This window comes from Chryseobacterium sp. SG20098, assembly GCF_031844745.1.
GTDB lineage: Bacteria > Bacteroidota > Bacteroidia > Flavobacteriales > Weeksellaceae > Chryseobacterium > Chryseobacterium cucumeris.
On the sequence record NZ_CP134622.1, the window covers coordinates 2,841,573 to 2,856,149 of the forward strand.

Genomic DNA, 14,577 nt, shown 5'->3' on the forward strand with positions numbered 1-14,577 from the left:
TAGAATTTTTATGGAAACCCAAAAATATACTCCAACCAACAAGGTAAGAATCGTAACTGCTGCCTCATTATTTGATGGGCATGATGCTGCGATCAATATTATGCGTCGTGTCATTCAGGGAACAGGATGCGAAGTGATCCATTTAGGACACGATAAATCGGCAGAAGAAGTTGTAAATACAGCGATTCAGGAAGATGCCAATGCTATTGCATTAACTTCATATCAGGGAGGTCACAATGAATATTTCAAATATATCTATGACCTGTTGAGAGAAAAAAATTCACCTCAGATCAAGATCTTTGGCGGCGGCGGCGGTGTAATTCTGCCTGAAGAAATCAAAGATCTGATGTCTTACGGAATCGACAGAATTTATTCTCCGGATGACGGCCGTGAACTTGGTCTTCAGGGAATGATTGATGACCTGGTATACAGATCAGATTTTGCAACTGGAAAAGATGTCACTGCAAAAGATCTTGACGATATCAGTTTTGAAAATCCGTCAAGTATTGCACAAATTATCTCAGCTGTTGAAAACTTCTCAGAAGAAAAGCCTGAGCTTGTAAAAGCAATCGACGAGAAATCTCAAGATCTTACTATTCCAATTATTGGTATCACCGGTACCGGAGGAGCTGGTAAATCTTCTTTAACAGACGAATTGGTAAGACGCTTCTTACGTTCCAATACAGATAAAAAAATCGCTATTATTTCCATCGACCCTTCGAAAAAGAAAACCGGAGGTGCTTTATTGGGAGACAGAATCCGTATGAACGCGATCAATGATCCAAGAGTTTATATGCGTTCGATGGCAACCAGAGAAAATAACGTTTCCGTTTCTCCATTTATTCACTCTGCACTGAACGTATTGAAACTGGCTCATCCGGACGTCATCATTCTCGAAACTTCAGGGATCGGGCAGTCTGGTTCAGAAGTTTCTGATTTTGCAGATATTTCCATGTATGTAATGACTCCTGAATATGGAGCTTCTACACAGTTGGAAAAAATCGACATGTTAGACTATGCGGATCTGGTAGCATTGAATAAATCTGACAAGCGTGGTGCATTAGATGCACTTCAGGCGGTAAGAAAACAGTTCCAGAGAAACCATCTTCTATGGGAAAGCCCATTAGATGATATGCCAGTGTATGCTACGAAAGCCTCTCAGTTTAATGATCATGGAACTACAGAATTATACAATAGATTAGTTTCAAAAGTAAACGATAAATTCGCTGATTTAAATCTAAAAACTTTTGTAGAACAGGAAGTTACTGAAGAAGTAACGATTATTCCTCCGAAAAGAGTTCGCTACCTTTCTGAAATCGTTGAAAACAACAAACAATATGATGTCAATATTGAAAAGCAGGCTGAGCTGGCCAGAACAATGTATCATATTGAAGGTGTAAAAAATATCATCTCCAATGAAGTTTTGGACGCTGAATACCAAAAAGCAGAGAAAGAGCTTCAACAGGATAATATCGACTTCCTAAAGACATGGGACGATACGAAAAAAGCATTCCATGCAGAGTTTTATTCTTATTTCGTAAGAGGAAAAGAAATTAAAGTTGAAACTTCTACAGAGTCTTTATCTCATTTGAGAATTCCAAAAATTGCATTACCAAAATACAATGACTGGGGTGATCTAATCAAATGGAAAGGCCAGGAAAATCTTCCGGGAAGCTTCCCTTATACCGCAGGTATTTATCCGTTCAAAAGAACCGGTGAAGATCCTACAAGGATGTTTGCAGGAGAAGGAGGTCCTGAAAGAACCAACAGAAGGTTCCATTATGTTTCTGCAGAGATGCCTGCAAAACGTTTATCTACAGCATTTGACTCTGTAACCTTATATGGCCAGGATCCTGCTTTACCACCAGATATTTATGGTAAAATCGGGAACGCGGGAGTTTCTATTGCGACACTGGATGATGCGAAGAAATTATACTCCGGATTTGATCTGGTAAATGCATTAACTTCGGTTTCAATGACAATCAACGGTCCTGCACCGATGCTACTGGCTTTCTTTATGAATGCTGCCATCGATCAGAATGTTGAAAAATACATCAAAGAAAATGGTTTAGAGTCTAAAGTAGAAGCTAAGCTTAAAGAAAAATTTGATGATAAAGGATTAGAAAGACCAAAATACAACGGTGAACTTCCTCCATCCAACAACGGTTTAGGACTACAACTTTTAGGATTAACAGGTGATGAAGTAATCCCTGCTGATGTGTATGCAGAAATTAAAGCTAAAACAATTGCTACAGTTCGTGGTACTGTTCAGGCTGACATCTTAAAAGAAGACCAGGCCCAGAATACGTGTATCTTCTCTACAGAATTTGCATTGAGATTAATGGGTGACGTTCAGGAATATTTCATCAGAGAAAAAGTACGAAACTTCTACTCTGTTTCCATTTCAGGATACCATATTGCTGAAGCAGGAGCGAATCCGGTTTCCCAATTGGCATTCACACTGGCTAACGGATTTACTTATGTGGAATATTACTTAAGCCGTGGAATGGATATCAATGATTTTGCACCGAACTTATCTTTCTTCTTCTCCAATGGTATAGACCCTGAGTATTCAGTAATCGGACGTGTGGCAAGAAGAATCTGGGCAAAAGCCATGAAATTAAAATACGGAGCAGACGAAAGAAGTCAGATGTTGAAGTACCACATTCAGACTTCAGGACGTTCTCTGCATGCTCAGGAAATTGATTTCAACGATATCAGAACGACTCTTCAGGCACTTTATGCAATCTATGATAACTGTAACTCTCTTCACACCAATGCTTATGACGAAGCAATTACAACGCCTACTGAGCAATCGGTAAGAAGAGCAATGGCGATTCAGTTAATCATCAACAAAGAATTAGGATTGGCTAAAAACGAAAATCCGCTTCAGGGATCATTCATCATTGAAGAATTAACGGATCTTGTAGAAGAAGCTGTATATACTGAATTTGACAGAATCACAGAAAGAGGTGGCGTTCTTGGAGCTATGGAAACTATGTATCAGCGTTCAAAAATCCAGGAAGAATCAATGCATTACGAATGGCTGAAGCACACCGGTGAATATCCTATTATCGGAGTAAATACTTTCTTAGGAAAAGATGGTTCGCCAACTGTTTTACCAGGAGAAGTTATCCGTTCTACAGAAGAAGAGAAACAGGCACAGATTGAATCTCTTCACAACTTCCAGCAAGCAAATGAAAGTAAGTCCGACGAAGCTTTAAGAAAACTTCAACATGCAGCCATCAACCAGCAAAACTTGTTTGAAGTGATGATGGATGCTGTGAAATACTGTTCTTTAGGACAGATTACCAATGCTTTATTTGAAGTAGGCGGTAAGTACAGAAGAAATATGTAATATACAGATACTATCATTTTAATTTATAATACATGAAATCTCCCTATTTTTGGGAGATTTTTATTTTACAATGAAACCAAAAGCTTTATTCAACTGGAGCAGTGGAAAAGATTCTACCCTTGCTCTTTATAAAATACTACAGGAAGATCAGTACGAGATCACTACACTGCTTACCAGCATCAATCAGGAATTTCAAAGGATCTCTATGCATGGAGTTCATGTATCGCTTTTAGAAAAGCAAGCGGAAAGCCTCGGAATCCCATTAACCAAAATGGAACTCCCTAAAGAACCATCCATGGAAGAATATCAACAGATCATGAATACAACAATGACTGAAATTAAGGCACAGGGCATTACTTATTCAATTTTTGGCGATATCTTTCTGGAAGATCTGAGAAAATACAGAGAAGACCAATTAAACACTATTGGCATGAATGCAGTATTTCCTCTTTGGAAACAAAATACCTCCAACCTCATCCATGAGTTCTTAGATCTTGGTTTTAGAACTATCGTAACCTGCGTTAACGGATCTTACCTTGATCAAAGTTTTGCCGGACGAATTATTGATCAGCAATTCATTGATGACCTTCCTGAAAATGTTGATCCATGCGGAGAAAACGGAGAGTTTCATACTTTTACTTTTGATGGTCCCATTTTCAAAAATCCGATTCAGTTTAAAATTGGAGAAACAGTAAAGAAAACGTATCCCAGACCCAAAACATCTCCTGACGAAGAAGATGGAGAGTATGTTTTCTGGTTTAGCGACCTTGTATTAAAATAGACCTGTGAATTTTCTTCCCCATGCTTTTAAATGTACCATTTTTATCGCAGGAGAATTTTATTAAGACTAAAATTGTCCACAAATATTAATTCAATTAGCACTAAATTGCTCCGGAACCTCATCCTAGCACGCAATTTGCTTCCCTTAATGCTCTTCAGGATATTTTAGTATCTTTAAGAATATCAATCATCATTTAAAAAATACAACACCTGTGATCAAAAATTTATTATTCCTGTCTTTTTTCTGTTTTTTATCTTCCTGTACCACAACTGAGGTTCCAAAAATTGCCCCGGTTGATAAAAAAGCAATCATTGATTCAACCATTGCTGCTTTTCAGAAAACCCTTTTAGAGCAACAGATTGATTCCACTTTCAAGAAATATCATTTCAATGGAAGCATAGCTGTTTTTAAAGATTCTATACCTCTTTACAGAAGGGAAAACGGTTATTCAGATTTTAAAAGTAAAAGTAAAATTGACAGCAATACTATTTTTGCAATCGGATCTGTGAGCAAACAGTTCACTGCTGTTCTGATTCTGCTCCAGATGGAACAGGGAAAACTGAATGTGACAGATAAAGCGTCAAAATACCTGAAAGAATTTCAAATCAAAGAATATGAAAACATCACAATTCATCAGCTATTAAATCATACTTCCGGTTTGAATCTGATGGGTGGAAAACTGATGTTCAAAAGTGGATCAGATTTCTTTTATTCCAATGATGGATTCAATACTCTTGGAAAGATTGTGGAAAAAGTTTCTGGAAAATCATATGATGAGAATGTATCGGAACTATTCAAAAAAGCAGGAATGTCCCATTCTTCAACAGGAAATACTTTCAAAGGAAGTAATTTTGCCAGTGCGTATGTAGGGACACCTGCCAAATTCTCAGAAGTTCCCAATATGCCGAAAAGATTGGGCGGATCAGAAATCGGGATACCCGCTGGAGGAATACTATCTACGATTCAGGATCTTCATTCATGGAATAAAGCTCTCTATGGTGGAAAAATTTTAAAACCGGAAACCCTTAAACTCTTTATGGCAAAAAGTTCAGAAAGACATCATGCTATTTTTGGAAAAATGGGTTACGCCTATGGAATTATGCTTAATATCGGTCAACCCAATTCTTATTTCCACAGCGGCTATATAAAAGGTTCTCCTTCCTTAAACATCTATTATCCGGATACCAAAACGTCTGTGATTATTCTCTCTAATATTGCCTATGAAGAAAGAGGAAAAGGAGTGATCTTCAGACCTCATATTGAAGTGAAAAAGATCACTGATCATCTTGAGAATACACTGAACCAACTTCGATCAAAACATTAGTTTTAGCACCCATTTGTTTACACGAGCTTCAGGAATTCCTGCATCTTGACTAAATTCTTTTTATGCTCAAGAAAATTGAATACCGCAAAAGTAAGAGCTGCCTGTAATACAAAAGGAAGAATTAAGGTTACCAGAACCCCGGCAACATCTGAATAATTCTGTTCTCTGAAAAACTGGTAGGCATGTTGTCCGTTCCTTATGGCCACCTGCGTCATGGAGCTGGCACACACAACCATTAATCCAAGATTCTGCTGGTACATGGTATAGAGACATTTTCCTTTGTACTTAAAGTCTGCTTTTATATACTTCCAGATTTTGTGATTAAAAATCCATATCAATATTGTTGTCACTACAAATGAACCATTAAGAAGTCGGAAAAACAGTTTATATTCTTCCTGATTTCCTGCCATAAAAATTAGTAACAGATTAACAGCAAATGCCAGAGCAGCTACCATCAAAGATTTTTTGAAAATCCCTTTGTATTTCTCCCGGATAATTCTTTTGGCAATCAAAGGAATTTTTGTAGGATAAAATAAAAAATAATTAACCATTTTAAACTCATTGCTCCATGATTCTTTTACCTTCAAGAAAGCTTCCTCAAAATTGATATTCTCATTGCTTTGAATATCCAAAATCTGACTGATCATATGATCTCTGATTTCTACCAGAATATCCAGAGACAACTCTTGAGCCACCAGATAATCTGTAATTTTATTTTCCTGTGCTTCAGTCATCATATGTTAAATATTGTCTGTAGGTTGAGTAAATAACTTTTCATCTCAGTTTCCTGTTCTGCCTGTTGTTTTTTTCCTTTTTCAGTCAACAGGTAATATTTCCGGTCTCTCCCATTAATCTTTTGAATTTCGGAAGTAATCATTCCATCGCTTTCTAATTTATGCAGCAATGGATAGAGCGCACCTTCTGTCATTTCAAGTTCACCCAAAGTAAGTTCTTTAGCTCTTTGAGTAATCTGATAACCATACATCTTCACTTCTTTCGAAAGGAGCTTTAAAATAATATTCTGTAAAGTACCCTTATAGAGACTATTTTTTTTCATAGAATGGTTTAAATACCTTGCAAACTTATGCATAATTTTCTTATGTATTAAAATTTAATTTAAAAACTTTTAATTTGTCCTATGAAAAAAATGTACTTCATAGCCATTTACCCTCCTCAGGAAATTATTGAAGAAATAAAAGTTTTTAAACAGGATCTGGCAACAAATTATGCCAATTCCAAGGCTTTGAAAAACGAAGCACATATTACACTCTTTCCTCCCTTTTCGAGAGAAATTGAACTGGAAGAAGATATTCACATTGCTTTTCAGAAAATCAATACAGAAATTACACCTTTTGAAGTAGAACTGGATGGCTTTGGAAGCTTTCCCAACCCTAAAAATCCTGTACTCTATATTCAGCCAAAAGAAAATATTCAATTAACAGAGCTTTACCACAGGGTAAAGGAGCATTTTAATTTTGCTCAATATTCTTTTCACCCGCATATGACTGTGGGATTCAGAGATCTGACTTGGGAAAATTATCTTAGAGCATGGGGAAAATATGAAACCAAGGAGTATAAAACTAAATTTATAGTTGATAAAATTCTCCTACTTCGCCACGATGGACAATGGGTACCTGTAGCAGAGAAAAAACTGGAAAAATAAAACCGGCTACTGGAGCCGGTTTCGTTTCATTTATTCTTTGATGATCTTCTGAGAAATAATCAGGTTTTTATTTTCTTTTACATTCAACAGATAAGTACCTGCGGGATAGTTTTTAATATCAACCTTTATAGCAGAATCATTCAGTTCAAATCTTGATGGAATGAGCTTTCCTGAAGCATCATAAACTTCTACTTTCAATTCTTTTGAAAAGACCTGCTTGCCTTTAATGAAAAATTCTCCATCTGTTGGGTTAGGATAAATACTAAAACGCCTTTCTTCTGCTTTTATCTCTGAAATTTTAAGCGTAGTCTTGCTCAAAGTCCAGGAAACATTGGTTACATGAAGTGTACTGTGATTGTCAACTTTCAAAAGCGGATTGTTATCTACTACCGAAAGAGTCAGGGTATTACTTCCATTGTTAAGTTGTCCCGGAGTTATCGTAATGCTACTTCCTGTTTCCCCAAGAGCCGTTCCGTTTAAACTCCAGGAATTAACCAGCGTATTCGGGATGGGTAGGATTTCATTGACAGTGAAAGTAACATTGGATGTAGCATCCACAGTGGTATTATTTGCCGGGGTATAGGAATCTACAGGAGAAACCAGACTATGAATTTTTTCAATAATTGCCTCTTTACATACGGAGCAGAACTGTTGATTAAGATATCTCATTTCGCAACTCTGATGCGGTCTGAACCAGGTGGGACTCTCAGCATGGGCATAAACTCCTACTCCATTCAATCCTACCCAGTTTTTCCATTTTATCGTTGCCGGGTTAGAATTCTGAGTTTTATTGGGAGATTCCAGTGAACCTGAAAACCAATATTCATCGGCTAATTTACCAAAAGAATGCCCCAGCTCATGTACCACAATTTCATTGGAAGAACCATTGAGTGAAGCAAAAGCATAAGTTCCTCCACAACCTCCATATTCTGTAGAGTTACCCAAAACATAAGTAATATCATAATCAGGAATGTTGGCTGCCAGAACCTGTCCTACTTTATTGGTTGTATTACTGTAGATGCAACGGTGAACTCCTACATCGAAAGTAGACCCAAGATAGTTATTGGGATTGGTTACAGGAATTACGGGCTCGGTAACGTCTGTCGCCGTTCCGGGATGCTTTACTCCGGATTCGGTAGAGATTACTTTTACGGCATAGGCATTAAAGTAATTTTTATATTCCGTATACGGACTTTTTGTAAAAAGATAATTGACTGTATTCTGAGCAGATGTTGTAAAGGCAGCTTGCTGTGCAGAGGTAAATCCGTCTCCTAACACGGCAATCACAACTCGTTTACTGTTGTCTCCATTCTGTAAAAGAGGAACAGTCTCGAATGACTGTGCAAAAAAACTGCTTCCGATTAAAAGGGATAATAAAGTTTTTTTCATAATTATAGTTTTTGTGTGAATAATACTTGTATTCCGTCATCAGTTGCTTTTTCAATCTTTACTGACTTTACGTTTTCAGAATAAGAAAACCGGGCACTGAATTCCGTATTTTGAAGGGAAGCTTTATGTCTGGAAATTCCTTCTTTTTCATATACCTCCAGTTCAGGATTAAAAGGATCTTTCACAAGCTGTTTAACTACTTCTTTTCCATCAGACCCTATTAATGTGATTACAAGATCACCCTTACGAACATCATCTCTATCAAAAGAGGGTACATGTTTTAGTCTGCCGTCTGCAATTTTAGTACTTTGAAGTGTAATTTTTGCATTTCCTGAGTAATCTTTATCCGCCTTGAAAAACAGATAAATAATCCGGTCGCTCTTTGTTGTAACGATTTCTGAATCCTTACTTTGAATTAAACTACTTTCCTTCTGAAAGCTGCATAACAAAAAAGCAGGAACAATAAGTACATTAAATACATTTTTCATAATCATTTTTGTTTAAAGTTACTAAAGTTTCAAATAAAAATGGAAATCATTATCAATACTTTTTTACACTTAAAACATAGAAAGTCATATCTTTGACGCAATGATTTCAGAGAAAATAATTTTAGGAATTGACCCGGGAACAACGGTAATGGGATTTGGTATTATCTCCGTAAAAAAAGGAAAAATGGAGATGGTCTCTATTCATGAACTGATCTTAAAAAAATATCCCAATCACGAAACCAAGCTTAAGTACATTTTTGAAAGAACCCTGTCTCTTATTGACGAGTTTCATCCTGATGAAGTCGCTCTTGAAGCTCCCTTCTATGGAAAAAATGTACAGAGTATGCTGAAGCTTGGACGTGCTCAGGGTGTTGCCATGGCTGCCAGTCTTTACAGAAACATCCCTATTACGGAATATTCTCCAAAAAAAATCAAAATGGCTATCACCGGAAATGGTAACGCCAGTAAGGAACAGGTAGCAGGTATGCTTCAAAACCTTCTTAAATTAAAAGAATTTCCTACAAAATATTTAGATGCTTCTGATGGTCTTGCTGTAGCAGTATGTCATCATTTTAATTCCGGAACGATAGCAGATACCAAATCATATTCCGGATGGGAGAGTTTCTTAAAGCAGAATCCTGATAGATTGAAATAGTTTTTCATCTTCATTTTGCAAATTTTCAAAATTAAAAAAATTAACATCCTCAAAAACAGAATTTTATACAAACATACATAATTACTTGGTAAAACATAATACTATCTTTTACATTGGTATGATTTTTAGTACTACCTTTGTATAAATTTTCAGTTATGAAAACAAACCAACAAACTATAAATCAAGGGACTCATAAAATAAACTGGTTCCAAAAGTTTCTGATGGTATGTTCAGGCGGGAACATCCATATTTTAAGAAAGACTCCGAGTGAATGGAATAAGTTTTCCGGCATCGGAGGTATTGTCCTTTTCACTGCAGTATTCGCCACTTTATCTGCAGGCTATGCTATGTATACGGTTTTTGATAATCTTTGGGCTTCTATAGGATTTGGAATTCTGTGGGGACTAATGATTTTCAATCTTGACCGTTATATTGTTTCTTCCATCAAAAAAACAGGAACATGGTGGAATCAGATTCTGATGTCTATCCCACGCCTAATTCTTGCAACCTTTCTGGGAATTATCATTTCTAAACCTTTAGAACTTAAAATTTTTGAAAAGGAGGTGAACAAACAGTTGAATACCATTATTCAAAGAAATAAAAAGCAGTTACAGGGTGAAATGAATGGTAGGATTCTTCAACAAAGCGGTCCTTTTGAAACAGAAAAGCAACAAATTTCAGGAAAAATTGCTCAGTATCAGCAGTCGTATGACTCTGCTTCTGTAGAGCTTGAGAAGGAAATCCTGGGTAAACAATCGGGATTAACCAGTGGAAAAGAAGGTTATGGCCCCAATGCCAAACGTAAGCAACAATTAAAGGAGCAACGCCGATTGGACCTTGAAAACTATCAGAAACAGGCTGCTCCCAGACTGGAATATCTGGATAAAGAAATTTCCAAGGTATACACTAATCTGGAAACAGAAAGAAAATCTACAGAAACTTTTGAAGATAAATTCAATGGTTTTGCAGCAAGACTTCAGGCATTGGATGAGCTTGGTAAAAATTCTGCGATCATTGGACTTGCAGCCGCTTTTATCATGGGATTGTTTATCTGTCTTGAGATTTCTCCGGTTCTGGTAAAATTAATCTCTCACGTAGGGCCCTATGATTATCTTTTAGAAAAAACAGAAAATGATTTCAGGTTGTATTCTAAAGAGAAAATTGAAAAAGGAAATGCTCTGACTGATTTCAGAATTGATGATTTTAAGGATAATCTGAAAAATTAAAATGATAACTTATTCACATCATCCAATCTTAAACATTAGAGAAAAAATCTATAATAAAATATTTTTCAATAAATAAAATCTAACCTTTTGTTATACAACGAAAGGTTTTTCTTTTAATTAAGTGTTTTATGTAAAATATTTTTTAATTTTATATTACTTAAAATTCTTGCTATCATGAAAAACTTAATTTTTGCATGTACACTGCTGATAGGCAGTGCATTTGCTCCTGCTCTAAAAGCACAGGCATCAGAACCATTTTTAGGGCAAATAGCCTTTGTACCTTATAATTTTGCTCCAAAATACTGGGCAGAATGTAATGGGCAGCTTCTGCCCATCGCTCAAAATCAAGCACTTTTTTCATTGTTAGGAACCACTTATGGAGGAAATGGGACAACCACATTTGCCTTACCAGATATGAGAGGAAGGGTACTTGTTCATAACGGACAAGCTCCGGGAAGTCCTACCACATACACTATGGGAGAAACCGGAGGAGCTGAAAGTGTAACACTATTGATAACACAAATGCCAGCTCACAATCATACTGTAAATGCCGTAACGGCAGAAGGAAACCAAAGTACTCCAACAAATAATTTACCTGCTGACACAAAAGGGCTCGATAAAGAATATTCCGATACAGCTGCTAACACTGTAATGAAAAACACAATGGTAGGAAATACAGGAGGAAGCCAACCTCATGAAAACAGACCTCCATTTATTACCTTGAAATGTATTATTGCATTAGCCGGAGTTTTCCCATCACAAAATTAATAACTATGAAAATTCTTTACTTATTATGCCTGATAGCAGGAAGCACAGCTTTTGCGCAGACTATAACTTTTAAAGGATGCATTAATCTGTTTGATGATCAAACTTTTATTTTTAATAAAACCGGGGTTGACACCAATAACAAAAGCATCTATGTAACGACTCCTGTTGACGGAGAGCCATGCAGCGGCCTGGGAACCTGCGAATTTAAAATACAATGGAACAACACTCTTACAAGATGGGAATTTCTTGCTGATGAGGGATATGGTACATTTACAAATCCTAAACTTGTTTATTACAATTCAACGGGAAATAATTCAGTCTCTTTTCCTCCTGGTAACAACATTGGAACCTGGGTTGAAAATACGGCATTTACAACCGGGCTTTGCAATGGAAATCTTACTGCAGGAAATTCTACCATGACCGGTGATGTGCAAACCACAACATTAGGAACTTCGGAGCTTACTAAAAATAAAATTCAGATCTTCCCTAATCCTGTGACTGATCTCATCAGTATTAGAGGTATCGACGACGGAACGTCAATCCAGATTTACACTATTGACGGACGTCTAGTAAAGTCTGAAATGTTTGATTCTAAGATTGATGTTTCACAACTCGCTCCCGGAGGATATGTACTGAAAATAAATACCCGAAATTTTCAGACGCATCAATTTAAATTTGTAAAAAAATAAGGTACTGTTTTTTTAAATAATCAATTATTAAAGCTTTCGGGATCTCCGTAAGCTTTTATTTTAAGATAAGGAATGTTTTTTGCATAAAATACAGTATGCCTTCAAGTGTTGTAAATCATTTCATTTATTTCCAAGAAACTGAAATATTGAGAATTATATATCAGTCGGGGGCTGTTTATGACTATTTTAAAGTACCTTCTACTATTATAGAAAAGTTTGCAAAGGCAAAATCTAAGGGACAATTTCTTAACAAAGTTATTAAGCCCAAATTTAAGTATATAAAAATTGAATAAAAAATGTCCCCATTACAATGGAGACATTTATATATATTAAATGATAATCGTTTTATTTGATAATCAACTTTGAAGACTTACTGTCTTTTCCATTAGAAACCTGAATCATGTAAACTCCTTTTTCTAATTGCTGGTCTACTTTGAAAATACCATTTCCTTCTTCAGATACAGATGGGCTTGATACCAGTCTTCCTGACATATCAGAAATAGAAACTTTCAGATTTTTACCATTTTTAGCTTTAATGAAGATCTTATCTCCGGTTGCTACCGGGTTAGGATAAACTGTTAAATCACCATTATCAGCTTTTACTTCACTTGTTCCTAGGTTGGTAACAAATTTTACTGTATAATCTTCAACCTGTCCGTATTTTAATTGTCCACAAGGAGTCATGTTAGCATTCTCATCATCTACAAGGACTCTCATTCTTAGAGGAGTATTCAATACTACTGAAGCCGGAGCTGTAATCGTAGTACTGTAAGTACCAATTAAAGTAACAGGATCTGCAATAATATTATCAGCCGAACCTACAAGTTCAGAAGCTTCAAACGTTCCATTATTATTATAATCAATCCATACTCTTATATCATTATTTGAATCTGACACATTCACCTGAAGATTATGAGTTCCCGTTGCAGAAAGCTCGGTGGATGTTGCTCTTAAACAGCTTGCTCCTGTATAATCTTCATAGAAATTAGCAGCACTCTGCCAATATCCTGTTGATGCATTATTGATATTTCCCAGTTTTACTAAAGTTGGTCCTACAAAATAATTACTTGGTGTTGTAATACCTGTTGGATTACACGAAGCTGCAATAGGAGTTCCAATAGCCGATCCTGCAGAAGGAGCTGTTGCTCCTAATGAAGTACTTAGCCCTCCTTTCATCAGGAAGAAATAAAGAGCTGCTCTGTCATGTTGCCCATTGGTAAACTTAAATGCTGTTGGGTTTGTATAGTTCATCATATTATACTGTACTCCCTGATAGTTCACCCCTGAACAATAATTCATATCATTATTGGTAGGTGCCGGAAAATCATTCAGCAAGCTTCTTGATCTTTCTGTATCACAAACCTGATCATCATCATTCTCACAGTTACCAGTAGTTGGTGGACAGAAATTAGTAGTTGTATCTCCTTGTGGTGCATCCGGGTTTACATTTCCAAAAGTATGAAGTAATCCCATACTATGTCCAAATTCGTGTGCCAGAGTAATATCATCCTGTAGTGTAACTACAAAAGATTTCATAAAGGATTCATAAGAAGAATCAGGATTTTGAGGTAATCCTGCCCATCCCATAATACCATAAGTACCACCGCCATCTACTTTATTCATAATATAAATATTGAAGTAAGATGCTTCCGGCCAATGAGGAGCAATTGTTTTTACCTGTGCTGTTGTAACTCCATTGGCTCCGTTACGCTTTACTCCATAAGTATCATATCCAGTAAGGACTCCTCCATTATATCGAATAATCCCCGTAGTAGCATTACAGCTAGGGTCTCTTTTAGCCAACACCAATTTAATCGGCATCGTAGCAGCATTACCAAAATCTGCAGGAACTCCCTGCGCCCATTGATAAGTACCTGCATACATTTGATTACAATGATCTAACCAAGCCTGAATTTGTGCATCACTTTTATTATAAGCTGAACCAATAGCAGCACCAGTAGGTGCTATTACGTGTACTACTACAGGAATTTCGTAAACTCCATTTACAATTTTGTATGCACTTCCGTTTTTAGCTGTAGTATTCTGATTACCGCTAATAATTTTGTTACGGATATTACGAATCATCTCATCAATTTCCGCATTCTGTTTTTGATGTACTCTCTGTTCATTATCAAAGTCACACCAATCTTTTTTTTGTTGTGCAGATACTGAAAGGGATAGTAACAAAGCCCCACAAAGGATAGTTTTCTTCATTTCACTAATTTAAAAAATTAAA

14 protein-coding genes are annotated in these 14,577 nt (G+C 36.3%); 9 read left to right on the forward strand and 5 right to left on the reverse strand.

Features of this window, described 5'->3' with window-relative positions:
• Nucleotides 1-10 precede the first annotated feature (10 nt).
• From RHP76_RS13040 to RHP76_RS13050, 3 genes are all read left to right on the forward strand, one after another.
• Nucleotides 11-3,358 carry a methylmalonyl-CoA mutase family protein gene (locus RHP76_RS13040; protein WP_311228366.1) on the forward strand — a complete coding sequence of 1,116 codons (3,348 nt, stop codon included), beginning with the start codon at nucleotides 11-13 and terminating at the stop codon, nucleotides 3,356-3,358.
• Between the two features lie 70 nt (nucleotides 3,359-3,428).
• Entirely contained in the window at nucleotides 3,429-4,139 is a 711-nt protein-coding gene (locus RHP76_RS13045) for a Dph6-related ATP pyrophosphatase (RefSeq protein ID WP_311228367.1), read from the forward strand.
• 211 nt (nucleotides 4,140-4,350) lie between these two features.
• Nucleotides 4,351-5,463: a serine hydrolase domain-containing protein gene (locus RHP76_RS13050; protein WP_311228368.1), complete on the forward strand. Its 1,113-nt coding sequence runs from the start codon at nucleotides 4,351-4,353 to the stop codon at nucleotides 5,461-5,463.
• A gap of 17 nt (nucleotides 5,464-5,480) precedes the next feature.
• Here the strand turns inward: RHP76_RS13050 and RHP76_RS13055 are convergent, their stop codons facing one another.
• Both RHP76_RS13055 and RHP76_RS13060 read right to left on the reverse strand, forming a co-directional pair.
• Nucleotides 5,481-6,200, reverse strand: a complete 720-nt coding sequence (locus RHP76_RS13055; RefSeq protein ID WP_311228369.1) for a hypothetical protein — start codon at nucleotides 6,198-6,200, stop codon at nucleotides 5,481-5,483.
• Nucleotides 6,197-6,520 carry a PadR family transcriptional regulator gene (locus RHP76_RS13060; RefSeq protein WP_123279028.1) on the reverse strand — a complete coding sequence of 108 codons (324 nt, stop codon included), beginning with the start codon at nucleotides 6,518-6,520 and terminating at the stop codon, nucleotides 6,197-6,199. The genes RHP76_RS13055 and RHP76_RS13060 overlap by 4 nt, the downstream gene beginning before the upstream one ends.
• An 81-nt stretch (nucleotides 6,521-6,601) precedes the next feature.
• On the opposite strand from RHP76_RS13060, the gene RHP76_RS13065 reads away from it, so the two are divergent.
• Nucleotides 6,602-7,126: a 2'-5' RNA ligase family protein gene (locus tag RHP76_RS13065; protein ID WP_123279027.1), complete on the forward strand. Its 525-nt coding sequence runs from the start codon at nucleotides 6,602-6,604 to the stop codon at nucleotides 7,124-7,126.
• Between the two features lie 30 nt (nucleotides 7,127-7,156).
• On the opposite strand, the gene RHP76_RS13070 is transcribed toward RHP76_RS13065, so the two are convergent.
• Both RHP76_RS13070 and RHP76_RS13075 read right to left on the reverse strand, forming a co-directional pair.
• Nucleotides 7,157-8,515: a T9SS type A sorting domain-containing protein gene (locus tag RHP76_RS13070; protein WP_311228370.1), complete on the reverse strand. Its 1,359-nt coding sequence runs from the start codon at nucleotides 8,513-8,515 to the stop codon at nucleotides 7,157-7,159.
• Nucleotides 8,516-8,517: 2 nt separating this feature from the next.
• A complete protein-coding gene (locus tag RHP76_RS13075) occupies nucleotides 8,518-9,003 on the reverse strand; it encodes a hypothetical protein (RefSeq protein WP_147367601.1) in 486 nt (161 codons plus the stop codon).
• Nucleotides 9,004-9,103: 100 nt separating this feature from the next.
• On the opposite strand from RHP76_RS13075, the gene ruvC reads away from it, so the two are divergent.
• From ruvC to RHP76_RS13100, 5 genes are all read left to right on the forward strand, one after another.
• Nucleotides 9,104-9,658, forward strand: coding sequence for a crossover junction endodeoxyribonuclease RuvC (gene ruvC, locus RHP76_RS13080; RefSeq protein WP_034692903.1), 555 nt, complete (start codon nucleotides 9,104-9,106; stop codon nucleotides 9,656-9,658).
• A 155-nt stretch (nucleotides 9,659-9,813) separates the two neighbouring features.
• Entirely contained in the window at nucleotides 9,814-10,884 is a 1,071-nt protein-coding gene (locus RHP76_RS13085) for a DUF4407 domain-containing protein (RefSeq protein ID WP_062675697.1), read from the forward strand.
• A gap of 174 nt (nucleotides 10,885-11,058) precedes the next feature.
• Nucleotides 11,059-11,652: a phage tail protein gene (locus RHP76_RS13090; RefSeq protein ID WP_062675696.1), complete on the forward strand. Its 594-nt coding sequence runs from the start codon at nucleotides 11,059-11,061 to the stop codon at nucleotides 11,650-11,652.
• Between the two features lie 5 nt (nucleotides 11,653-11,657).
• Complete coding sequence (locus RHP76_RS13095; protein WP_120232678.1) at nucleotides 11,658-12,341, forward strand: T9SS type A sorting domain-containing protein; 684 nt, start codon at nucleotides 11,658-11,660, stop codon at nucleotides 12,339-12,341.
• 95 nt (nucleotides 12,342-12,436) lie between these two features.
• The gene (locus RHP76_RS13100; RefSeq protein ID WP_062675694.1) at nucleotides 12,437-12,634 is read left to right on the forward strand and encodes a KTSC domain-containing protein; all 198 of its coding nucleotides are present in this window, start codon (nucleotides 12,437-12,439) and stop codon (nucleotides 12,632-12,634) included.
• A gap of 52 nt (nucleotides 12,635-12,686) precedes the next feature.
• On the opposite strand, the gene RHP76_RS13105 is transcribed toward RHP76_RS13100, so the two are convergent.
• Nucleotides 12,687-14,555 carry a GEVED domain-containing protein gene (locus RHP76_RS13105; RefSeq protein WP_288440883.1) on the reverse strand — a complete coding sequence of 623 codons (1,869 nt, stop codon included), beginning with the start codon at nucleotides 14,553-14,555 and terminating at the stop codon, nucleotides 12,687-12,689.
• Nucleotides 14,556-14,577 lie beyond the last annotated feature (22 nt).

Excerpts from the sequence above, each read along its gene's own strand:
- RHP76_RS13040 (WP_311228366.1), top strand. The coding sequence starts at position 11 with ATGGAAACCCAAAAATATACTCCAACCAACAAGGTAAGAATCGTAACT.
- RHP76_RS13045 (WP_311228367.1), top strand. The coding sequence starts at position 3,429 with ATGAAACCAAAAGCTTTATTCAACTGGAGCAGTGGAAAAGATTCTACC.
- RHP76_RS13055 (WP_311228369.1), bottom strand. The coding sequence starts at position 6,200 with ATGATGACTGAAGCACAGGAAAATAAAATTACAGATTATCTGGTGGCT.
- RHP76_RS13060 (WP_123279028.1), bottom strand. The coding sequence starts at position 6,520 with ATGAAAAAAAATAGTCTCTATAAGGGTACTTTACAGAATATTATTTTA.
- RHP76_RS13065 (WP_123279027.1), top strand. The coding sequence starts at position 6,602 with ATGAAAAAAATGTACTTCATAGCCATTTACCCTCCTCAGGAAATTATT.
- RHP76_RS13070 (WP_311228370.1), bottom strand. The coding sequence starts at position 8,515 with ATGAAAAAAACTTTATTATCCCTTTTAATCGGAAGCAGTTTTTTTGCA.
- RHP76_RS13075 (WP_147367601.1), bottom strand. The coding sequence starts at position 9,003 with ATGAAAAATGTATTTAATGTACTTATTGTTCCTGCTTTTTTGTTATGC.
- ruvC (WP_034692903.1), top strand. The coding sequence starts at position 9,104 with ATGATTTCAGAGAAAATAATTTTAGGAATTGACCCGGGAACAACGGTA.
- RHP76_RS13085 (WP_062675697.1), top strand. The coding sequence starts at position 9,814 with ATGAAAACAAACCAACAAACTATAAATCAAGGGACTCATAAAATAAAC.
- RHP76_RS13090 (WP_062675696.1), top strand. The coding sequence starts at position 11,059 with ATGAAAAACTTAATTTTTGCATGTACACTGCTGATAGGCAGTGCATTT.
- RHP76_RS13095 (WP_120232678.1), top strand. The coding sequence starts at position 11,658 with ATGAAAATTCTTTACTTATTATGCCTGATAGCAGGAAGCACAGCTTTT.
- RHP76_RS13100 (WP_062675694.1), top strand. The coding sequence starts at position 12,437 with ATGCCTTCAAGTGTTGTAAATCATTTCATTTATTTCCAAGAAACTGAA.
- RHP76_RS13105 (WP_288440883.1), bottom strand. The coding sequence starts at position 14,555 with ATGAAGAAAACTATCCTTTGTGGGGCTTTGTTACTATCCCTTTCAGTA.